We start from the raw sequence: 18,722 nt of genomic DNA, 5'->3' as shown, positions 1-18,722 counted from the left end.
CCCCGGTGCGGATCACGCGAAGGCGGGCGCGTCCTGGTGGATCACGCTCCAGCCGTGCGGGGTCTGCTCGACGCGCAGCTGGGCGGGGATCTGCTCCTTCATCGCCTCGACGTGGCTGATGACGCCGACCGTGCGGCCGCCCTGGCGCAGCTCGTCGAGGGTGCGCATGGCGACGTCGAGGGTCTCGGCGTCGAGGGATCCGAAGCCCTCGTCGATGAAGAGCGTGTCGAGGCGGATGCCGCCGGCCCGACTCGTGACGACCTCCGCCAGGCCCAGCGCGAGGGCGAGGGAGGCGAGGAACGTCTCGCCGCCCGAGAGCGAGTGCGGCGGGCGGGCGCGCCCGGTGAAGCGGTCCATCACCTCGAGGCCGAGCCCGCTCGCGGCGCCGCGCGCGGCGAGGGCGTCGCTGTGCTGGAGGCGGTAGCGGTCGCCCGACATCTCGGCGAGCCGGGTGTTCGCGGCCGCGACGATCTCTTCGAGCTCGGCGGCGAGGACGAAGGTCTCGAGCTTCATGCGCCTCGCGTTCGGCGCGCGGCCCGCGACGGTGTCGGCGAGGCGCCGGATCGCGGCGGCCTCGGCCGCGAGGCCGGCGATCTGCGCGTGCGCGGCGGCGATGCGCTCGACGGCGCCCTCCAGGGTGCGGGCGCGCTCGGCGGCGGCGGTGTGCGCCTTCACGGCGGCTGCCCACGCCTCCTTGGCGGCGGCCACCGCAGCGGCGCTCGCGGTCGTGTCGACGGGCTCCTCGGGCAGCGCCTCGAGCTCGAGCTCGAGCAGGGTCGAACGCGTGGCGGCGAGGGCCGTGTCGTGCTCGTGGATGCGCGCGTCGAGGCCCTCGCGCTGCGCCGCGTCGCGCAGCGCGGTGAGCGCCTCGGCGGGGTCGGGGAAGCCGGCCTCGTCGACCGCGGTCTGCAGCGCGGCCGCGGCGTCGGCGGCGGCCTTCTCGGCGCGCGCGGACTCGCGCTGCGCCTCGGCGTAGGCGGTCGCGGCGGCAACCAGGCGCTCCTCCGCGTCGATGCGGGCGGCCACGGATTCGGCCGATCCCCGCGCCTCCGCGACGGCGGCGCGGTTCTGCGCGAGCGCGGCCTCGGCCGCCTCGATGCGCGCGTCGAGGTCGCTGCGCTCGGCGATGATCGCCGCGTGCTCGGCGTCGGCCCGCTGCGCCTCGGCCTCGAGCGCGTCGCGCTCGGCGACGAGGCGCTCCTTCTCGGCGGCGGCGGCCTCGGCGGCGGAGAGCTCCTGCTGCTTCGCGGCGAGCGCGGCCTCGAGCTCGTCGGCCGTGCCGCCGGCGGCGTCCCTCTGCGCGTCGGCGTGGGCGCGGTCGGCCTCGGCGAGGGCGGCGTTGGCCGTCTCGTATGCGGTGGTCGCGTCGCGGCGGGCGGCGTCGGCGCGCTTGATGTCGTCGACGGTGACGGGGTCGTCGCCGCGCGCGGCGGGTGCGGGGTGGCTGGTCGATCCGCAGACCGCGCAGGGCTCGCCGTCGACGAGCTCGGCGGCCAGCTCCCCCGCCATGCCGGCGAAGCGCCGCGCCTGCAGGTCGGCGAGGTGCGCCTCGGCCTCGTCCTTGCGCCTCTTGACCTGCTGCAGTGCCTCGAAGGCGGCGCGCTGGGCGTCGGCAAGCGCCGCGAGCGAGCGTGCTGCGGCGAGCCGGGTCTCGAGGGCGGCGACCGCCTGGCGCAGCGCGTCGATGGTCGCGGCGGCGACCTCCGCGCGGCCGAGCGCGGCCTGGATCCGCTCGCGCTCGGCGGGCAGCGCGCGCGTGCGCTCGGCGAGGGCGCCCGCGCGCTCGGCGGCGTCGGCGGCGCGGGCGCGCAGATCGCCCAGCGCCTGCTCGTCGGCGTCGAGGCGGGCCTCGATGTCGCGCACGGGGCGCCACGATCCGATGCGCTGCTGCGCCGTCGCGACGAGCTCGTCGAGGGCGTCGGGGTCGGCGCCGGCCTCGTGGCCTGCGCGGGCGTCGTCCCACTCCGCGCGGGCGTCGTCGAGCCTCGCGCCGGTGGCCTCGACCGCGGTGAGCGCCCGGGCGGCGCCGTCCTTCGCGGCGCGCACGGGCTCGGCGCGCTGGGCGGCCTCGCGCTCGGCGCGCAGCGCGGCGATGTCGTCGGCACGCGCCTCGAGCGCGGCGAGGGACTCGCGGGCGGCGTCGCGGCGCCGCTGCTTGTCGCGCTGGGCGGTGCGCTCGGTGTGCGCGGCCTCGGCCGCGGCGAGCTGCTCGGTCGCCTGCTGCTGGGCGGCGTCGGCCTCCTCGGCGAGGTGCCGGGCCCGCAGCGCGGCGCTGCCGATCCAGGCGATGCGCTCGTCGAGGCCCGGCGCGCCCCCGAGCGGCTCGAGGATGTCGCCCGCCGTCGCCTCGGCGTGCTCCAGCCGCGCCGTGAGGGCCTGGCTCTCGCCCTCGACGCGCGCGACGGCGTCCTTGCGGCGCTCCTCGAGCGCGCGCTCGTAGTCCTCGAAGCGCTTGGTGCCGAACAGCGTGCGCAGCAGGGCCTGCCGTTCGTCGTTCTTCGCCAGCAGGAAGCGTGCGAATCGGCCCTGGGCCAGCAGGATCACCTGCAGGAACTGCTGCTGGTTGAGCCCGATGACCCCGTCCACCAGCTGCGCGACATCGACGGGACGCGCCGCGCGGCCGATCCACTCCTCGCCCACGCGCTCGTACATGCGGGCCTCGGCGGGCTGCTTCGTGCTGCCGTCGCCGCGCTTCTTCGGCCGCAGGTAGTCGGGCGAGCGCTCGATGCGCCAGGTGCGCCCGCCGGTGGTGAACTCGAGCGCGACCTCGGTGGGGTCGTCCGGTCGCGCGTGATCGCTGCGCAGGCGCTTGTCGCCGTCCTCGTACCGCGGCACCGATCCGTACAGCGCGAAGCAGACGGCGTCGAGGATGCTCGACTTGCCGGCGCCCGTGCGTCCGCCGATCAGGAAGATGCCGTCCGCGGCATACGCGTCGAGATCCACGGTCTGGCGGGCGCGGAACGGCCCGAACCCCTCGATCTCGATGCGGTGGATCCTCATGCCGGCACCGTCGCCTCACGGTCGGCCGCGGTGCGCGCGGCGATGACGTCGGCGAGCAGCTCGTGCTCGTCGGCCGTGGCGCCCTCGCCCTCGCGCACGTGGGTGAGGAACGTGTCGATCAGCTCGCCGTCGCTGCGCGCGGCCACGACGCGGGCGCGGTAGCTGAGGCCGTCGTCCTCCGCGCGGTTCTGCGGGTCGAGCTGGATGGTGGCGCAGTGCGGGAAGCGCTGCTGCAGGCGGCGCATCGGCTCGGGCTGCGGCGTCGCGTCGGTGAGGACCGCGCACACCCAGGCGTCGGCGTGCACATCGTGCGCGGGGTCGGACAGCAGCTCGTCGAGCGTGCCGCGCAGGGTGACGAGCGGGCGCGGCACGGGCAGCTCCAGCCACTCGACGCCCGCGAGCCCGTCGGCGTCGAGGTCGACGAGCCACGAGCCGCGCGGCTTGCCGGCCTCGCTGAAGCTGTAGTGCAGGGGCGCGCCGCTGTAGCGGATGTGCTCGGCGAGCCGCGAGCGGCCGTGGATGTGCCCGAGCGCGACGTAGTCGGGCCCGTCGAAGGCCGCGAGCGGCACGACGTCGAGAGACCCCTGCCGCAGGTCGGTGCGGATCTCGCGCTCGACGCCCGGACTCGCCTCGACGCCGGCGGTGAAGCAGTGCGACGCCACGACCGATCGGCCGCCGCGCGCGGCGCGATCCGCGTTCACGAGCGACATGGCGTGCGCGATCGCCTGCTCCTGGGTGCGGATGGCGGTGCCCGGCCAGATGCCGCGCACGATGATCGGCTCGAGGTACGGGATGCCGTAGAAGCGCACGGGCCCGTGCTCGTCGGCCAGCGTGACGGGCGTGCCGACGCCCGCGGGATCGGTGACGACGTGGATCCCGTCGCGCAGCAGCGGCGCCATGAACCCGAGCCGCGCCGCGTTGTCGTGGTTGCCGCTCGTGAGCACGATCTGCGCACCCGCGTCGCTGATGCCGCGCAGCGCGTCGGTCAGCAGCGTGTAGCACGCGGCGGCGGGCGTCGCCGAGTCGAACACGTCGCCCGCGATCACGACGACGTCGACGCGGTGCTCGCGCACCTGATCCGTGAGCGCCCCCAGTACACCGCGCAGCGCATCGAGGGTCGAGTTCCCGTGGAACGACCGCCCGATGTGCCAGTCAGAGGTGTGCAGGATCCGCATACCCCCACGGTAAAGACGGCCTCCGACATTCCCGCGGCACACCGCCGCGGTTGCGCCGATCCCCAGCCGCCGTCGGCAATTGCACCCTTGCATGCGTTTTGCATGCGCGCCAGACTGCCGTCATGACGACGATCACGATCCGCGATGTCCCGGAGGAGGCGCGCGACGAGCTCGCGGCGCGCGCCGCACGCGGCGGCCGCTCGCTGCAGGAGTACCTGCGCACGGAGCTGATCGAGCTGGCGCGCAAGCCGGATGCGCAAGCGCTCGTCGCGCGGATCCGGGAGCGCAAGCGCGAGCACCCCGTGGACATCGCCTCGGACGAGATCGTCGACCTCGCCCACGCGGACCGCCGGTGACCGTCGTCATCGACGCGGGGGTGGTCGCATCCGCCCTGCTGTCATCGGGAGAGGACGGCGAGTGGGCGCTCTCGCTGCTCGCCGTCAACCCCCTGGCCGCGCCGCACCAGATGCCCGCCGAGGCGGCCAACGTGCTGCGACGAGCGGAGCTCGCGGGCAGGATCGACGCACAGACCGCGGCGCTCGCACACGACGACCTGCTCGATCTGCGCGTCGAGCTCTTCAGCTTCGAGCCGTTCGCGGCGCGGGCGTGGGAGCTGCGCCAGAGCGTCACGATCTACGACGCGTGGTACGTGGCGCTCGCCGAACATCTCGACGCGCCGCTCGCCACGCTGGATCTGCGCCTCAGCCGCGCGCCGGGGCCCCGTTGCGCGTTCCTGACCCCGCGGTGACAGGATCGAGCTGTGCCGACGTACGCCTTCACCGCCCCGCTGTGGAAGTGGTCCGCGCGCACCGAGGCCGGCGGCTGGTGGTTCGTGAGCCTCCCCTTTGAGGTCGCTGACGCCGTCGAGGGCCAGGCGATGCCCGGCGCGGGCTTCGGCAGCGTGCCCGTCGAGGTGACGGTGGGCGCCACGACCTGGCGGACGAGCGTCTTCCCGAGCAACGAGCAGAAGACCTACGTCCTCCCGATCAAGAAGTCCGTCCGCACCGCCGAGGGCATCGGCCCGGGCGACGACGTGCGCGTGCAGCTGCGGGTGGAGGGCTGAGTCCTCAGCCCTCGCTCGCGAGAGGCTCCCAGGGGTTCACGATCTGCACGCCCGTCGGGGCGAAGTCGGCCACGTTGCGCGTGGCGACGATCAGGCCGTGCACCAGCGCCGTCGCCGCGATGAGTCCATCGCGAATCGGTCGCGGGTTCGGGACGTGCAGTTCCGCGTCGCGGTACGCGATCTCGTACGTCACCGGCAGCACTCGGCCGCTGAAGAGCGGAAGCACCTCGTCTTCGAACCAGGCCTCGAGGCGATTGCCGCTCGTCGGGTCCGCCCGCTTCTTCTGGAGGATCCCGCGCTGGATCTCCCCCACGGTGATCACCGAGAGGTAGGTGTCGAGTACGTCGACGTCACTCAGCCAGGTGGTGACGTGAGGATCACGCCGTTCGGGAGACCTCCGCGCCTCGGAGACGACATTCGTGTCGAGGAGGAACATCGTGTTCAGTCCGCAAGATCCGGAATGACGGCAAGGGACCGATCCGGCTCGATCTCGAGGTCGTCATCGCCACTGCTCCGCGCACCGAGCACGTCGAGGAGGGTGCGGCGTCCACGGCGCGGGTCGAACAGCCTCGCGTAGTCAGCCGCCGAGAGCAGCACCGCCGTCGTGCGGCCGCGTTCGGTGATGAACACGGGCTCCGCCTCGGCCATCGCCTTGACCTCGCTCGGTCGCTGATTGAACTGCGTTGCCGTGACCTTTGACATGTTCACCTCCGCGCCTGGATAGATAGATAGGTAGGTAGGTAGGTAGGTAGGTAGTTATTTTATGGCGCGGTTCCGCTCCGGGCAACGGCCCGAGGCTGTCAGCTTGTGCAGACCGCGTCCGCACAGGGTGTCGGTGCCTCACGGCAGGATGTCGCCCAGATCGGGACGCCACTCGAGGAGGCATCAGATGACCAGCCCAACCCCAGGAACGGGTGCGACCGCCCACTACCCGCAGGACCGATACCCCTACGTCATCACGCGAGTAAGCGAGACGGGCAACACCTTCTGGATGACTCCACTCACCGAGGTAGACACCTCGACGGGACACGAGCCTTCACACTTCGACGGCCCTTTCCCGGTCTGGAGCCACACGTACACCCCGAGCGAGCTGCTGAGCATGCGCCAGGAGGACGCGCGCGAGATCAGGGTGACGCGCACCGCGAGAGGCTGGACCCACGGCGGCGTGCCGGTGACCGTCGGCAAAGCGCACTACTACCGCAACTACTCGTACTGATCGGCGCGCCGGACGGGCGATCTGTCCACGACTCTGAGCACTCAGAGCTGCACGCGTGCGCCTCCAAGCAGTCGCTCGCCGCTCCCGAGCGTCACGTCGAGGAGATAAGCCACCGCCTCATCGTTTTCCATCGGCTACGGATCGTGGATGTACCAGCACAGAACCATTCGCCCCGCCAGAATCGGCCACCCACTGAGACGCACGTGGTCCGCGAATGCCCGAACCTCGCCCAGTAGAGCTCCCGCCAGAGCTCTTCGGCGAAGACGTGCTCGGTGACCAGCGTGTCCCAGGTCCGAGCCACCGCGCAAAGCTCCTCAGAGACGTCGGTCGGTTCGTCAAGGCCTGCAGAAAGCCACTCCGCCACGTTTGGAGACCTCCGATCCCGCTCGCGCTCGGTGAACCTAGCCGGCATCTCGTGTACGGATCAAGCGACGGCTGACGTTCGCAGCCACGAGCGGACCATGGAGTGCCTCATAGCCCGTGCGACAACCGCGTCACTGGCCTACGACATCCGTAGAGCCGCTTAGCCACGCGTTTCGCACGACCGCCTCGATCCGACTAGCCACGGCGTCAGGCAGCTCGTGAGACCAGAACCGCAGCACGGTCCATCCACGTTCCCTCAGCAGTGAAGTCGTCTCGATATCTCGGCGACGGTTCCCGGCGATCTTCGTATGCCAGTAGGCGACGTTCACCTTGGGCATCGCGCAGTGATCAGGGCAGCCGTGCCAGTAGCAACCATCGATGAACACCGCAACGCGAGCGCGAGTGAAGAGGAGGTCAGCTGTTCGCCGAAGGTCAGGCTCCACGCGGGCATTGACGCGGTAACGAAGGCCGCGCCCGTGCACCAGACGGCGTACTGCCAACTCGGGCTTGGTATCGCGCCCCCGGTTGCCCTGCATCACCTTGCGGGCCGTCGCGTTCGTTGCCCATGACGCGCTCACGTACTCGAGGCTAACTGGCTCCGGTCTCCGGGCGCGCGCCTGCCGGAGCACTCGCCGACGGTCGATATGGTTGTCTCCATGTCGATCGATGTTCGCCGTCCTCTCGCAGTTGATCTCTTCGCCGGGGCCGGAGGGCTCTCGCTCGGCCTCGAGCAGGCGGGATACGAGGTTGCTGCGGCGGTCGAGTACGACCCGATCCACGCTGCGGTGCACGAGTTCAACTTTCCCTATGGGAAGACCTTCGCCGCAGATGTCTCGAAGATCACCGGCGAGCAGATCCGCAAGGAGTCAGAGATCGGCGACCGTGAGATCCATCTGGTCGCAGGCGGGCCGCCGTGCCAGGGAATCTCCATGATCGGTCGCCGCGCCATCGACGACCCGCGCAACGCGCTTCTCAAAGAGTTCGTGCGAGTCGTCCTCGAACTGCGTCCACGTTACTTCTTGATGGAGAACGTCGCGGGCCTGATGGTCGGCGGTCACCGCCAGCTCATCGACGAGGTTGTCGAGATGGTCGAGGCGGACGGCGCCTATCGGGTGGTGACGCCGATCAAGGTATTGCAGGCCGCGGACTACGGAACGCCGCAGTCGCGGCGGCGAGTGATCGTTCTCGGTGCACGCGCCGACGTCCCGCTGCCGAGCTACCCGACCGCGACTCACACGCCTCGCACCATCGGTGGACTCGTCCCGATGGCTCCGAGGCTCCCTTTGGGACCGAGCGTGATGGATGCTCTCAGCGATCTTCCTGATGCCGACGACTTCGAGGAGCTGCTCCACGACGACAATGTCGGCCATGTCACCTACGGGAAGCCGAGCGAGTACGCGGCACAACTACGCGGCTCTAAGAAGGACGCGACTGACTATTCACGCCCTCGCCCGCGGCTCGCAGACGAGCTGACGTCGTCCGCCCGCACCGTCCACACAAAGAAGTCGATCGACCGCTTCCAGGCCGCGCAGCCGGGGACGACGGAGAAGGTCAGCCGGTTCCTGCGCCTACACCCGGATGGGCTCTGTAACACGCTGCGAGCAGGTACCGCTTCTGATCGCGGGGCCTACACCGCGCCTAGGCCGATACACCCCGTACACCCGCGGGTCATCACGGTTCGGGAGGCTGCGCGCCTGCATGGCTATCCGGACTGGTTCCGGTTCCACGTCACGAAGTGGAACGGCTTCCGGGAAATCGGCAATTCGGTGCCCGCGCGCCTCGGCCGCGCGGTGGCTGCGGCCCTCCTCGAGGCAGACGGAGTCACGCCGACGAAGGGGAAGCCCGTCAAGCTCGGCTCGACGGATCTTCTCTACATGACAGCGGGTCAGGCGCACGAGCACTTCGGCCTCAAGGAACGCGTGATCCCTCAGCGTGACCGAAAGGTCGGCTGACTTGCCGAAGGACAAAGAAGCGCCCAGGTACGAGCAGATCCTCCGCTGGGTCTTCGAGCAGCGCTATCGTCCCGGCGACAGGCAGGTCGAGTGGGCGCGGGAGGACCTCGACAGCGGGGCGGAAGCGCTGCTGCTCAACCGTGTAAAGAACCTGGGCGACATCCCCTATACCTATCGCTTCAGAAAGGACATGCCCGAAGCGATCAATGCCACTGCACCCTCAGGCATGGAGTGGATCATTCGCGGTGCCGGCGACGGCAAGTATCGGTTCGATGCCATCCCGACGCAGATTCCGATCGTGCCTAACCCGGCCCTGAGCGTGACGAAGATTCCCGATGCCACACCGGAGATCATCGCTGCGGCCGCGCTGAGCGACGAGCAGGCCCTCCTCGCCAAGGTGCGATACAACCGCCTGATTGACATCTTCCTCGGAGTCGCTTCCTACTCGCTGCAGAACCATCTCCGAACGAAGGTCGCTGGCATCGGCCAGGTCGAAGTTGACGAGATCTATGCGGCCGTTGATCGCCACGGGCGCCAGTTCATCCTGCCGGTGCAAGCGAAGGGCGGATCCGACAGACTCGGCATCACACAGATCGAGCAAGACATGGCGGCCTGCGCCGTGAAGTGGCCGAACATGATCTGCCGGAACATCTCTGTGCAGTTCGCGGGAGATGGCCTCATCGCCCTGTTCGACCTAACTGTGCAAGACGACCGCGTAGTCATTCGACGAGAGGCCCACTATCGCCTGGTCCCTGCTTCAAAGATCACGGCGTCGGACCTACGCAACTATGACTTGGCCGCGGGCGCAGAGGACTCCTGATCGGTACCCGCCGAGAGCGGCCTGTAGGCCAAAAAGCGTGGATCGCATGTCGATCCGCGCGGCACCGAGGTTCGGCTCCACGTTTCTCGGCTCTTTGTGATGACGGTGTGTTGGCGCGGTGAGCGCGTCGGCGGTAGGTAGGTATCGAGGCCCCCAGGATGGAAGTTCTCACGCTGCCCAGCCGAAAGACCTCGAAGCTGCTCCACGCTATCGTCGCGACCCCTGACCTGACGACGTTCTGCTTCGATGAGCTCGGCCTCATCGCCGTCGGCCAACGATTGGAGCCGGATCGGGCGGCGATCGAGTGGCGCGTCGTCGAGCCGGCGGGTGGTGTCATCGCTGCGGCGCGGAGAGCGTCGCCAGAAGCACGGTCGCTCGTCATCTCGCGCATGTGTTCAGCCGCGGAGCGGAGCCGAGCGGAGTCGAGGCCTCACGATGGACTCCAGACCGGGGTTCTGCGGGAAGTTGCTGCCCGGTTGATCGCCGTTGGTGCGAGACCCACCACGTCTCCGACCACTCCCACGGCGCACCGACGCACACTGACAAGGCGGCAAGTTGTTAACTCGACCGCCGTCGTGATCGCTCGATCCGTAGCTTTACCCGTAGAGTGACGCTGACCCCCACGCCAGAGGAGAAGTGATGGAAAAGAACCGCCTTGACGATGTTTACGGACTAACGCGACGGCGGCTGCCTCTGACGTATACCGAGCGACCCCAGGTTGACGCTAGGTTCATAAACGAGCTCGGCCGCGACAACCACATCGTGGTCTATGGCTCGTCCAAGCAAGGCAAGACAAGCCTGCTTCTTCGAACTTTGAAAGAAGACGACTACGTCGTTGTCCAGTGCTCGACCGACTGGTCCAAAGAGAAGCTCTACGCGGGAATTTTGAAGCAAGTCGGCGTCACGATCACGGAGTCGACAACGCGCTCGGCAACTAGGTCAGAAGAGCTCGGCAGCGAGGTCGGAGGAGAGGTCGCTGCGTCAGTTTTCGCGAAGATTCGCGCCAAGGTGACCGGCAAAGCGACGGACACCGACGGTGAATCGGTCATCGAGCGAGCTATTCCTATCGACTTATCGTCTGCTGGCGACATCATGCATCTGCTCAATGAAATCGAGTTCGACAAATTTGTCGTCGTAGAAGACTTCCACTACCTATCCATCGAAGTTCAGAAGGCGTTCGCTTCCGATCTGAAGGCTTTCTACGAGAGATCGGAGATTCTCTTCATCATTGTCGGCGTCTGGTTGGAAGCGAACCGGCTTATCGTGTACAACGGGGATCTCGCACACCGGCTGACGTCGATCCCAGCGGATAAGTGGGAAAACGGCGAGCTGGCCCAGGTCGTGAGGGCCGGCGAATCGCTGATGAACGCCAGCTTCTCATCTGAGGTGGTGGATGCAGTGGTCGCACGGGCGCAGGGTAACGTTGGTCAGCTGCAAGAAGCACTCCGCCAGATGTTTATCGGACGAAACATCTACGCGACGTCGGCGGAGTTGGCCGTTTTCGACGATGTCGAAGAGGTAGGGGCAGCATACGAGTACGTCGCGGAGCAGTTGGCCGGGCGCTACGCGAACTCGATCACGAAGTTCTCGGAGGGCCTGCGCGACCAGAAGCTGCACATGTATAAGTGGATTATGCATGCCGTCATCTCTGCGACACCGGCGGAGCGGCGCGCTGGTTTGAAGGCGAACGACATCGTCCGCCACGTTCAGGATCACCATCCAATGGGCAAGTCCATTTACCCGAACAACATCCAGGCCGCGCTCACGAACGTCGCAAAGGTCCAGAGTCACGCGGAGATCACACCGATCATCTTCGACTACGACCTCACGCACAAGCGGCTAACGATTGTCGACAACGGTCTACACGTCTATCTAGAGGGCACACCGTCCGAGGACGCGCTTGGCTATCTCGCAAGTTTCGCCAACGAAGAGGAAGGTTCACTTCCCGTTAGCGCAGCATAGGGCGCGCCCTTGACTTGAATCTGCAACATAACTCGTCCGCCGGGCCCCGGGCCTGGTGAACCGATGTTGTGGCGTGTATCTGAACCGCCGACCCCGGCTGACCCGCAGGCTCAAGCATCTGTCAGACATGCTCTAGTGCCCTAGGGCGTGTTGATCAAGAAGGTGCGGGGTGGCCAGCCGCCGCGAGTTGCGCGGGAGAATGGGCGTGTGAAGATCCAGGTGCTGCATATCGAGGATTGCCCGAATTGGCAGGAGGCGGGCGATCGAGTACGGCTGGTGCTCGACTCGATCGGACGGGGCGATGTTCCGGTGGAGTTCGTGTTGATCCGCACCGAGGCTGAGGCGGTGAGCTCTGGTTTCGCGGGCTCGCCCACGATTCTTCTGGACGGTCAGGACTTGTTCCCGTCCCAGGGGAACACTGCCGACTTGGCGTGCAGGGTCTATCTGACCGAGCGCGGCTTTGCGGGTGCGCCGACGGTGGGACAGCTTGAGCGCACGCTGCAGGAGCGCGAAGCGCTCAGCGGAGATCGGTCTTGATCCAGATCAGCGCCGCGGCGAGGCTGACGGCGGCTCGGTAGTTGCGGGCGAGTTTGTCCGAGCGCATCGCGATGCCGCGCCACTGCTTGAGACGGTTGAAGCAGCGTTCTACGACGTTGCGTCCCTTGTAGCGTTCCTTCTGCTTGTCGCCGAAAGCGATCGGCCGGCCCGGCTTCTTGCGGCGGTGCGCGATCTGGTCGTCCCGCTCGGGGATGGTCGCCGCGATCCTCCGGTCGCGGAGCCAGGCGCGGTTCGCCCTTGAGGGGTACCCCTTGTCGGCGAGCACCCGGTCGGGGCGGGTGCGGGGGCGGCCCTTCCCGTCGCGGGGAACGCGGATGTTCTCCAGCACCGCGCTCATCATCGTGGTGTCGTTGATGTTCCCGGCGGTGATCATCATGCTCAGCGGCCGGCCGCGGCCGTCGCAGACCAGGTGCAGTTTGGTCGTCAGCCCGCCGCGGGAGCGTCCGATCCCGTGATCAGGCGGCTCGGACCACGGATTCTTGTGATTCGGCACAGCCCCCTGTGTCCCGGGCGAGGGTCGCGCCGTGCTGATGCACGCGCGCGATCGTGGAGTCGATCGAGACGACCCAGTCGATTTCCCGAGCGGCGTCGGCCTGCTTCTGCACCTCGGTGAGCAGCTTCTGCCAGGTGCCGTCCCCGGCCCACCGGTTGAACCGCTTGTAGATCGAGTTCCACTTCCCGAACCGTTCCGGAACGTCACGCCACGGCGCACCGGTCCGGTACTTCCACGCCATCCCCTCGATAGCGAGCCGGTGATCCGTCCACGGCCGCGACCGACCGGTCACCGTCGGCATCAACGGCTCCATCACGGCCCACACCTCGTCAGAGATCTCCTGTCGCGTCACCGTTCAAGACTCACCCACCGAGGAGCGGAACCTCTTGATCAACACGCCCTAGGCGAGGCCCATCCACCGGCCACTACCCGCAGCAACCGAAACTCGCGCCGCCGCCGCAGGCGCAGCACCCACGACGCAGGGGGCCCGAACGCCCGCAGCCCCTCCTTCACGCCGTAAGGCTCGACGGCGGTGATGCGGTACCACCGGCCGCGGTGCAGCACCCGCCCGCCGCCGGCGACCACGTTGCGGTACCAGTTGACGCCGTCGCCGTAGGTGAGCTCGGCGACGAGGCCCTCGGGCACGCGGGCGAGGATCAGCGGTGCCTCGTACGTGCGCCCCGACTTGCGGCCCACGTGCTCCACGATCGAGAACGGGCCGCGGCCGCGCCGGGCCGCGCGCAGCGTCAGCGGGTTGAGCGTGCGGTTGAGCAACGCGAGGTACCGCTTCTTGAAGGCGCCCATGCGGCACAGTCTGCTCCGTTCGGGGCCGCGCCGCCCGGGTAGGTTCGATCCATGCGCCTCGAACCGCCGGCCCGCCCGTTCACGTACGAGGGCGCCACGCTCGTGTGGGAGGAGCGCGGATCGGGCGACGTGACGTTCGTGCTGATCCACGGGATCGGGATGGGGCGGAGCGTGTTCGGCGGGCTCGGCGAGCGGCTGAGCGCCCACGGCCGGGCGATCGCGATCGACCTGCCCGGCTACGGCGAGGCGCCCGAGCCGCCGCGCGTGCCGACCGTGGAGCGGATGGCCGACATGGTCGCCGCGTTCCTGCGCGCGCACGGGATCGAGGCGCCGGTGCTCGTGGGGCACTCGATGGGGGCGCAGGTGGCCGTCGAGGTCGCCGCGCGGCACCCGGCCCTCCAGGCCCGCCCCGTGCTCATCGGGCCGACCGTGGAGATCGGCGAGCGCCGCGCGTTCACCCAGCTGCGGCGCCTGGCGACCGACCTGCTCGACGAGAGCCCCAAGGTGCTGCTCATCGGCGCGCGCGAGTACGTGCGCGCCGGCCCGCACCTGCGCCTGAAGATGCGCGCCATGCTCACCCACGCGCCCGAGCGGGCGTTCCCGCGCGTGGCCGAGCCCGCGCTCGTGCTGCGCGGCGAGAAGGACCTCGTCGCCCCGCACGACTGGTGCCGCGCCGTCGCCGACGCCCTCCCCCTCGGGCAGCTGCGCGAGATCCCCGACAGCGGGCACGAGGCGATGATCCGCAATCCCGATCCGGCGGCGGATCGGATCGTCGCATGGCTCGCCGAGACCGGCGAGCGCGGGGTCGCGGATGCCGATCCGTCCGCGTAGCGTGGCGGGATGACAGACCCCCAGCAGCCATCGCTCGTGCAGCACGCCCGACTCCAGCAGGCGCTCGACGCCTGGGCCGAGCGGAAGGACGCGCAGACGCACAGCGACGCGCTGCGGCGGGCCATGTCGGGCCAGCTGCTGCTCGACATCAGCGCGTCGACGTTCGCCGATCCCGACAACCCCATGCAGCAGGGCGACACGCTCGCCGTGGCCTCGGTGCGCGACGCCGACGGCAAGGACCTGCTGCTGGCCTTCACCGACAACGACCGCCTGCGCGCCTTCACCACGGCCGAGGAGCCGCGCTCCCTCGCCCAGTCGGGCGCGGCGACGCTCGAGCACGCCATCGCGCAGCACGAGGGCATCGCGATCGACGCCGGCACGGACGGCGCCTTCATCGCGTACGCCGACGAGATCTCGCGCGCCTTCGGCGCCAACCCCGCCGACGCCGCGCGGCTCGCTTCGGCGACGACGGACGGCGGCGTGCCGCTCGACGAGTTCCTCGGCCTGCTTCGCGACGCCGTGGTCTACGTGGGCGGCATCCCCGTCGCGGGCGAGGACGGCGAGGTCACAGGCTACCGGATCGCGACAGCCACGCGCGCGGACGGCGGTGTGCTGCACGCCGTCTTCTCCAGCCCCGCCGAGCTGTGGGCGTGGACACCCGACGCCATGGCGCAGCCGACGACGATCGACCGGATCGTCGAGAGCGCCCGCGACGACGGCATGGCCGGTCTCGTCGTGAACCCCGTCGGCCCGAGCGCCGAGCTCGAGCTGGCCTGGTTCGACCGCGCGGAGTGACACCGGGCCGGGCGCAGCACGCGCCCGCCCCGCCCCGCTACTCCCGCTCTTCGGCCGCCCGGTTCGCCGCCTCCACGAGCACCTGAGCGGCCTCGGCGGGCCTGGTCAGCTGCGGCCAGTGGCTCGTGGGCAGCCCGATGATCGTGAGCTCGTGCAGCGCGTCGAGCTCGGTGGTCATCGGATGCCCCGCCTCGATGAGCTGCTCGATCTGCTCCTTCGGGAACGCCGTGGCGAACACCGTCACGGGGATGCGGTGGCGTGCCTCGTCGCGCAGGCGGATCGGCTCCGTCGCCACGCGGGCCGGCTCGGGGATGGCGTTCGCGACGAACTCCGCGAGCTGCTGCTCGGTGAAGTCGGCGAACTCCGCGTCCTCGAAGTACGCCGCGCGGTCCTCGGGGAACGGGATGACCCCGTCGACGACGGGCAGCTCGTCGTTGACGACGAGGCCGTCCGGCGGCGGGAACGAGTCGACGAACACGACGTGCGCCACGCGATCCGGCCGCGCGTCGGCCGCGCCCCACGCCACGTTGCTGCCGCCCGAGTGGCCGGCGAGCACGACCGGCCCGTCGATGCCGTCGATCAGCGCGACGACCGCGTCGATCTGATCCTGCAGCCCCACGTCGGTGCTGTCGCCGGGCGCGAGGCCGGGCAGCGTGGGCGTGTGCACGCGGTGCCCCGCGGCCTCGAGGGCCGGCACCTGCGCCGACCACGACGATCCGTCCAGCCAGAAGCCGGCGATGAGAATGATGTCCATGCCCCGACGCTAGACCGGGCCACCGACATCCGAAACGCCCGTCAGCGCGCGGCGAGCACCCCGGCGCGCTCGGGATGGGCGGCGAACCAGTCGGCCACGTACCAGCACACGGGCAGCACCTCGCGGTCGCCGCGCGCCTCGATGTCGGCGACGGCGCGCTCGGTGATCTCGCCGGCGTAGCCGTGCCCGCGGAACGACGGCACCGTGAACGCGCGCGTGAGCGCCACGGTGCGGCCGTTGTCGCGGTAGTCCAGCACGCTCACCAGGTCGTCGCCGCGGTGCAGCGTGTAGCGGGAGGCCGCGGTGTCGTTCGCGAACGTGAGATCGGTCACCCGAACAGGCTACGCGCGTGCGGCGACACCGGCGCCGGAACGCCCGATGACGTCATGTTTCGTCACGTGGCGACGCGGTTTGACATGCGGCGTCACACCGGGCAATAATCGGCGGCATGTCTGCCAACGCCACGATTCTGTCCGCCCAGGAGGCGAATGGAGTTGCCGGGATGATGATGCCCGGTCGCGTTGGCATGTGCTGTCGAATGTGCCGCTGAGTCGAATCCGTTCCTCGCTGCGCCGCTCTGACGGGCGCTGAGCCCTGGCTCCCCGCGGAGCCCTCCCCGCCGCATCCTCACGCGGCCCCGCTGCATCGCATCCCGATGCCGCATCGACGCACACCCGCATCGGGTGACATCCCAAGGACCTCCTCATGTCGAACACCGCCTTCCTCGACCGCCCCGCCGCCACGACCTCCGCCCAGGCCCCCGCGGACACCGCGACCGGCTCCCCGATCCGCTCCTCCGCCGCCACCCTGCCCGCCGGCACCTCGCCCCGCGGCTTCGCGCTGTACGTGGGAATCGACGAGGTGAAGGCCGCCATCGACGGCGTCAGCCTGCCCACGCTCGTCGAGGCGCTGCGCCGCACGCTCGCCGAGCTCGCGCCGAGCGCCGAGACCTACGCCGCCGTGGCCCTCGCACCGCAGTCGGCCGGCGGGCGCGACGTGGACGTCGTGCGCCTCGCGCTCAAGGAGCCGGGCGCCGCCGCGCGCGCCAAGCAGGAGGCGCCGAAGCCCGAGACGGGCACGGGTGTGGTCGTCGATCTGTCGCGCAAGCGCATCGTCATCGACGGCGAGACCGCGCCGCTCACCTTCAAGGAGTTCGAGCTGCTGCAGTACCTCGTGCTGCGCGAGGGCCGCACGATCGCGCGCGGCGAGCTCGTCGAGTCGCTGTGGGACGCCGCCGACGCGAACGCGCCCGGCGAGCGCACGATCGACGTGCACGTGCGCCGCCTGCGCGCCAAGCTCGGCCGCTACGAGGAGATCGTGCGCACGGTGCGCGGCGTCGGCTACCGCTTCGACCGCCACGCCGACGTCGCCATCCGCTACGGCACCGGCACGCCCTCCCCCGACCGCTTCTGATCGCGCACGCCCTCACACCGCGCATGTCGGCGGCCCGGCGTAGCGTGGGGGCATGATCCCGGCCGCCGCGCTCGCCCCGCGTCACGCGACGCGCACGCGCGACCCCCGGCCCGATCCGGGCCCGCGGCTCGAGGGCGAGTACCGGCCGCGCGGCGAGCTCGACCTCGTCGCCACCGTCGCCGCGCTGCAGCGCGGACCGGGCGATCCGACACAGACGATCGGCGGGCCCGTGCTCTGGCGCGCGACACGAACCCCCGAGGGCGTCGCGACGCTCGCGTTGCGGCAGGCGGCCGACGGATCGGTGCGGCTGGCGGCCTGGGGGCCCGGGCGCGAGTGGGCCATCGCGCAGGCGCCGGCGCTGTGCGGCTCGGGCGACGATCCCTTGTCCTTCGAGCCGCGCCTGCCCTGGCTCGCCGAGGCGCACCGCCGCCACCCCGGGCTGCGGCTGGCCCGCACGGATCTGCTCTTCGACGCGCTCGCGCAGGCCATCACCGAGCAGAAGGTCACGCTGCGGCAGGCGTTCGGCGCATGGCGGCGGATCGTCACCTGGTGCGGCGAGCGCGCCCCCGGGCCCACGCCGGTGCCGATGTTCGCGCCGCCCTCCCCCGAGGGCTGGCGGCGCGTGCCCTCGTGGGCGTGGCACCGCGCGGGGCTCGAACCGCCGCAGGCCCGCACGATCGCCGAGGCCGCCGCGCGGGCGGCCTCGCTCGAGCGCGCCGCGTCCGCCGGTCGGCTCGACGCCGCGCTCGGCAGTCTGCGCGGCATCGGACCGTGGACGATCGCCGAGACGCGGATCCGCGCCCTCGGCGATCCGGACGCCGTGAGCGTGGGCGACTTCCACCTCGCGCATCACGTGGGCTACGCCCTCACCGGCGCGCGCACCGACGACGCCGGCATGATCGAGCTGCTCGAGCCCTGGCGCGGGCACCGGCAGCGCGTCATCCGCCTCATCTACGCCGCCGGCCGGGCCGAGCCCCGGCGCGGCCCGCGGTTGCACATGGAGGACCACCGGGATCGCTGACGCGAGCCCACGACCGCCGCGACGGCCGCGCCGGAGACGGCCGCGCCGACCCCGCCCGCCGGCCGCACCGAGCCCGTAGCCTGGGGGCATGACCCGCTCCCGCACCCTGCTCCTCGCGCTCGGCGTGCTGGCCCTCGGCGTCGTCATCGGCGTCATCCTGCAGAACGTGCTGCTCGGGGCGCTGCTGGGGCTCCTGGGCGCCCTCGCGATCTTCCTCGCGTTCGAGAGCCGCCGCGGCCGCAACGCCGGCGTGAACGACGAGGACAAGGGCATCGAGCTCTGAAATCCGCCCCTGATCGGGCCTCTCAGGGAACTCGGAGGTCACCGGTCAGGCGTCCTGTTATCCGTTCGTTACGCAAGATACCGGATCGGGCCCGATCCGCATGCTGACGCGGATCGGGGGCGATTCGGCGGATCGCGGCCGGGGGCGAATCGCCGTCGGACCAGGAGTTACGCTCTCACGCCACGTCCAGGTAAACGCCGGGTGGCGCTCAGGTTACGG

22 protein-coding genes and 1 pseudogene are annotated in these 18,722 nt (G+C 70.1%); 14 read left to right on the top strand and 9 right to left on the bottom strand.

Translation table 11 applies throughout. From position 1 onward, the window contains the following. Positions 1 to 12: 12 nt before the first annotated feature. The gene (locus ACYVJ0_RS02785; protein WP_460815849.1) at positions 13 to 3,000 is read right to left on the bottom strand and encodes an AAA family ATPase; all 2,988 of its coding nucleotides are present in this window, start codon (positions 2,998 to 3,000) and stop codon (positions 13 to 15) included. After that, a complete protein-coding gene (locus ACYVJ0_RS02780; protein WP_460815848.1) occupies positions 2,997 to 4,175 on the bottom strand; it encodes an exonuclease SbcCD subunit D in 1,179 nt (392 codons plus the stop codon). Before ACYVJ0_RS02780 ends, ACYVJ0_RS02785 begins: the two co-directional genes overlap by 4 nt. A 122-nt stretch (positions 4,176 to 4,297) precedes the next feature. On the opposite strand from ACYVJ0_RS02780, the gene ACYVJ0_RS02775 reads away from it, so the two are divergent. The 3 genes from ACYVJ0_RS02775 to ACYVJ0_RS02765 are packed head-to-tail and all read left to right on the top strand — an operon-like array spanning position 4,298 to position 5,238. Next, positions 4,298 to 4,531 (top strand): FitA-like ribbon-helix-helix domain-containing protein, encoded by a 234-nt coding sequence (locus tag ACYVJ0_RS02775; RefSeq protein WP_460815847.1) that lies wholly within the window; start codon positions 4,298 to 4,300, stop codon positions 4,529 to 4,531. Then, complete coding sequence (locus ACYVJ0_RS02770) at positions 4,528 to 4,923, top strand: type II toxin-antitoxin system VapC family toxin (RefSeq protein ID WP_460815845.1); 396 nt, start codon at positions 4,528 to 4,530, stop codon at positions 4,921 to 4,923. Before ACYVJ0_RS02775 ends, ACYVJ0_RS02770 begins: the two co-directional genes overlap by 4 nt. Positions 4,924 to 4,935: 12 nt before the next feature. Continuing rightward, the gene (locus ACYVJ0_RS02765) at positions 4,936 to 5,238 is read left to right on the top strand and encodes a DUF1905 domain-containing protein (protein ID WP_460815843.1); all 303 of its coding nucleotides are present in this window, start codon (positions 4,936 to 4,938) and stop codon (positions 5,236 to 5,238) included. 4 nt (positions 5,239 to 5,242) lie between these two features. Here the strand turns inward: ACYVJ0_RS02765 and ACYVJ0_RS02760 are convergent, their stop codons facing one another. Both ACYVJ0_RS02760 and ACYVJ0_RS02755 read right to left on the bottom strand, forming a co-directional pair. Beyond that, a complete protein-coding gene (locus tag ACYVJ0_RS02760; protein ID WP_460815841.1) occupies positions 5,243 to 5,674 on the bottom strand; it encodes a PIN domain-containing protein in 432 nt (143 codons plus the stop codon). Between the two features lie 5 nt (positions 5,675 to 5,679). After that, a complete protein-coding gene (locus tag ACYVJ0_RS02755) occupies positions 5,680 to 5,940 on the bottom strand; it encodes a type II toxin-antitoxin system prevent-host-death family antitoxin (protein ID WP_460815839.1) in 261 nt (86 codons plus the stop codon). A gap of 187 nt (positions 5,941 to 6,127) precedes the next feature. Between ACYVJ0_RS02755 and ACYVJ0_RS02750 the strand changes: the two genes are divergently transcribed. Next, positions 6,128 to 6,454 carry a hypothetical protein gene (locus tag ACYVJ0_RS02750; protein WP_460815838.1) on the top strand — a complete coding sequence of 109 codons (327 nt, stop codon included), beginning with the start codon at positions 6,128 to 6,130 and terminating at the stop codon, positions 6,452 to 6,454. 494 nt (positions 6,455 to 6,948) lie between these two features. Here the strand turns inward: ACYVJ0_RS02750 and ACYVJ0_RS02745 are convergent, their stop codons facing one another. Continuing rightward, positions 6,949 to 7,395 (bottom strand): very short patch repair endonuclease, encoded by a 447-nt coding sequence (locus ACYVJ0_RS02745; protein ID WP_460815836.1) that lies wholly within the window; start codon positions 7,393 to 7,395, stop codon positions 6,949 to 6,951. Positions 7,396 to 7,473: 78 nt separating this feature from the next. Here ACYVJ0_RS02745 and ACYVJ0_RS02740 point away from each other — a divergent pair, with 78 nt between their 5' ends. From ACYVJ0_RS02740 to ACYVJ0_RS02720, 5 genes and pseudogenes are all read left to right on the top strand, one after another. Beyond that, positions 7,474 to 8,769, top strand: coding sequence for a DNA cytosine methyltransferase (locus ACYVJ0_RS02740; protein ID WP_460815834.1), 1,296 nt, complete (start codon positions 7,474 to 7,476; stop codon positions 8,767 to 8,769). Further along, positions 8,750 to 9,589, top strand: a complete 840-nt coding sequence (locus ACYVJ0_RS02735) for an endonuclease (RefSeq protein WP_460815832.1) — start codon at positions 8,750 to 8,752, stop codon at positions 9,587 to 9,589. The genes ACYVJ0_RS02740 and ACYVJ0_RS02735 overlap by 20 nt, the downstream gene beginning before the upstream one ends. Before the next feature lie 158 nt (positions 9,590 to 9,747). Continuing rightward, positions 9,748 to 9,980 (top strand): annotated as a pseudogene (locus tag ACYVJ0_RS02730) (hypothetical protein); the annotation flags it as partial. A 248-nt stretch (positions 9,981 to 10,228) separates the two neighbouring features. Beyond that, positions 10,229 to 11,551 (top strand): hypothetical protein, encoded by a 1,323-nt coding sequence (locus ACYVJ0_RS02725; protein ID WP_460815831.1) that lies wholly within the window; start codon positions 10,229 to 10,231, stop codon positions 11,549 to 11,551. A 207-nt stretch (positions 11,552 to 11,758) separates the two neighbouring features. Beyond that, positions 11,759 to 12,088: a hypothetical protein gene (locus tag ACYVJ0_RS02720; RefSeq protein ID WP_026095586.1), complete on the top strand. Its 330-nt coding sequence runs from the start codon at positions 11,759 to 11,761 to the stop codon at positions 12,086 to 12,088. Here the strand turns inward: ACYVJ0_RS02720 and ACYVJ0_RS02715 are convergent. Further along, positions 12,069 to 12,915 (bottom strand): IS5 family transposase gene (locus ACYVJ0_RS02715; protein WP_460815982.1). Its coding sequence is split into 2 segments (ribosomal slippage): positions 12,069 to 12,608 and positions 12,610 to 12,915, totalling 846 coding nucleotides; the frame shifts between segments, so codons are not numbered across the junction. The genes ACYVJ0_RS02720 and ACYVJ0_RS02715 overlap by 20 nt on opposite strands. A gap of 77 nt (positions 12,916 to 12,992) precedes the next feature. After that, a complete protein-coding gene (locus ACYVJ0_RS02710) occupies positions 12,993 to 13,406 on the bottom strand; it encodes a PNPOx family protein (RefSeq protein WP_460815829.1) in 414 nt (137 codons plus the stop codon). A 51-nt stretch (positions 13,407 to 13,457) separates the two neighbouring features. Here ACYVJ0_RS02710 and ACYVJ0_RS02705 point away from each other — a divergent pair, with 51 nt between their 5' ends. After that, positions 13,458 to 14,237: an alpha/beta fold hydrolase gene (locus ACYVJ0_RS02705; protein WP_460815827.1), complete on the top strand. Its 780-nt coding sequence runs from the start codon at positions 13,458 to 13,460 to the stop codon at positions 14,235 to 14,237. Between the two features lie 9 nt (positions 14,238 to 14,246). Next, complete coding sequence (locus ACYVJ0_RS02700; RefSeq protein WP_460815826.1) at positions 14,247 to 15,032, top strand: SseB family protein; 786 nt, start codon at positions 14,247 to 14,249, stop codon at positions 15,030 to 15,032. 37 nt (positions 15,033 to 15,069) lie between these two features. Here the strand turns inward: ACYVJ0_RS02700 and ACYVJ0_RS02695 are convergent, their stop codons facing one another. Both ACYVJ0_RS02695 and ACYVJ0_RS02690 read right to left on the bottom strand, forming a co-directional pair. Beyond that, entirely contained in the window at positions 15,070 to 15,786 is a 717-nt protein-coding gene (locus ACYVJ0_RS02695) for an alpha/beta fold hydrolase (protein WP_460815825.1), read from the bottom strand. 41 nt (positions 15,787 to 15,827) lie between these two features. Next, positions 15,828 to 16,118, bottom strand: coding sequence for a GNAT family N-acetyltransferase (locus tag ACYVJ0_RS02690; RefSeq protein ID WP_449853528.1), 291 nt, complete (start codon positions 16,116 to 16,118; stop codon positions 15,828 to 15,830). 373 nt (positions 16,119 to 16,491) lie between these two features. Between ACYVJ0_RS02690 and ACYVJ0_RS02685 the strand changes: the two genes are divergently transcribed. From ACYVJ0_RS02685 to ACYVJ0_RS02675, 3 genes are all read left to right on the top strand, one after another. After that, entirely contained in the window at positions 16,492 to 17,199 is a 708-nt protein-coding gene (locus tag ACYVJ0_RS02685; protein ID WP_460815823.1) for a winged helix-turn-helix domain-containing protein, read from the top strand. A gap of 52 nt (positions 17,200 to 17,251) precedes the next feature. Continuing rightward, the gene (locus ACYVJ0_RS02680) at positions 17,252 to 18,220 is read left to right on the top strand and encodes a DNA-3-methyladenine glycosylase family protein (protein WP_460815822.1); all 969 of its coding nucleotides are present in this window, start codon (positions 17,252 to 17,254) and stop codon (positions 18,218 to 18,220) included. Between the two features lie 88 nt (positions 18,221 to 18,308). Then, the gene (locus ACYVJ0_RS02675; RefSeq protein ID WP_449853537.1) at positions 18,309 to 18,503 is read left to right on the top strand and encodes a hypothetical protein; all 195 of its coding nucleotides are present in this window, start codon (positions 18,309 to 18,311) and stop codon (positions 18,501 to 18,503) included. Positions 18,504 to 18,722: the final 219 nt, after the last annotated feature.

It is taken from the genome of Microbacterium petrolearium (assembly GCF_054782875.1).
Note: the sequence above shows the minus strand (reverse complement) of the source record. Positions and strands in the feature narration are given on the sequence as shown.

Bases quoted from the DNA above. Each gene is read 5' to 3' on its own strand.
- ACYVJ0_RS02760 (WP_460815841.1), bottom strand. From the start codon at position 5,674: ATGTTCCTCCTCGACACGAATGTCGTCTCCGAGGCGCGGAGGTCTCCC.
- ACYVJ0_RS02675 (WP_449853537.1), top strand. From the start codon at position 18,309: ATGACCCGCTCCCGCACCCTGCTCCTCGCGCTCGGCGTGCTGGCCCTC.
- ACYVJ0_RS02725 (WP_460815831.1), top strand. From the start codon at position 10,229: ATGGAAAAGAACCGCCTTGACGATGTTTACGGACTAACGCGACGGCGG.
- ACYVJ0_RS02700 (WP_460815826.1), top strand. From the start codon at position 14,247: ATGACAGACCCCCAGCAGCCATCGCTCGTGCAGCACGCCCGACTCCAG.
- ACYVJ0_RS02740 (WP_460815834.1), top strand. From the start codon at position 7,474: ATGTCGATCGATGTTCGCCGTCCTCTCGCAGTTGATCTCTTCGCCGGG.
- ACYVJ0_RS02755 (WP_460815839.1), bottom strand. From the start codon at position 5,940: ATGTCAAAGGTCACGGCAACGCAGTTCAATCAGCGACCGAGCGAGGTC.
- ACYVJ0_RS02685 (WP_460815823.1), top strand. From the start codon at position 16,492: ATGTCGAACACCGCCTTCCTCGACCGCCCCGCCGCCACGACCTCCGCC.
- ACYVJ0_RS02680 (WP_460815822.1), top strand. From the start codon at position 17,252: ATGATCCCGGCCGCCGCGCTCGCCCCGCGTCACGCGACGCGCACGCGC.
- ACYVJ0_RS02695 (WP_460815825.1), bottom strand. From the start codon at position 15,786: ATGGACATCATTCTCATCGCCGGCTTCTGGCTGGACGGATCGTCGTGG.
- ACYVJ0_RS02785 (WP_460815849.1), bottom strand. From the start codon at position 3,000: ATGAGGATCCACCGCATCGAGATCGAGGGGTTCGGGCCGTTCCGCGCC.
- ACYVJ0_RS02710 (WP_460815829.1), bottom strand. From the start codon at position 13,406: ATGGGCGCCTTCAAGAAGCGGTACCTCGCGTTGCTCAACCGCACGCTC.
- ACYVJ0_RS02775 (WP_460815847.1), top strand. From the start codon at position 4,298: ATGACGACGATCACGATCCGCGATGTCCCGGAGGAGGCGCGCGACGAG.
- ACYVJ0_RS02750 (WP_460815838.1), top strand. From the start codon at position 6,128: ATGACCAGCCCAACCCCAGGAACGGGTGCGACCGCCCACTACCCGCAG.
- ACYVJ0_RS02780 (WP_460815848.1), bottom strand. From the start codon at position 4,175: ATGCGGATCCTGCACACCTCTGACTGGCACATCGGGCGGTCGTTCCAC.
- ACYVJ0_RS02705 (WP_460815827.1), top strand. From the start codon at position 13,458: ATGCGCCTCGAACCGCCGGCCCGCCCGTTCACGTACGAGGGCGCCACG.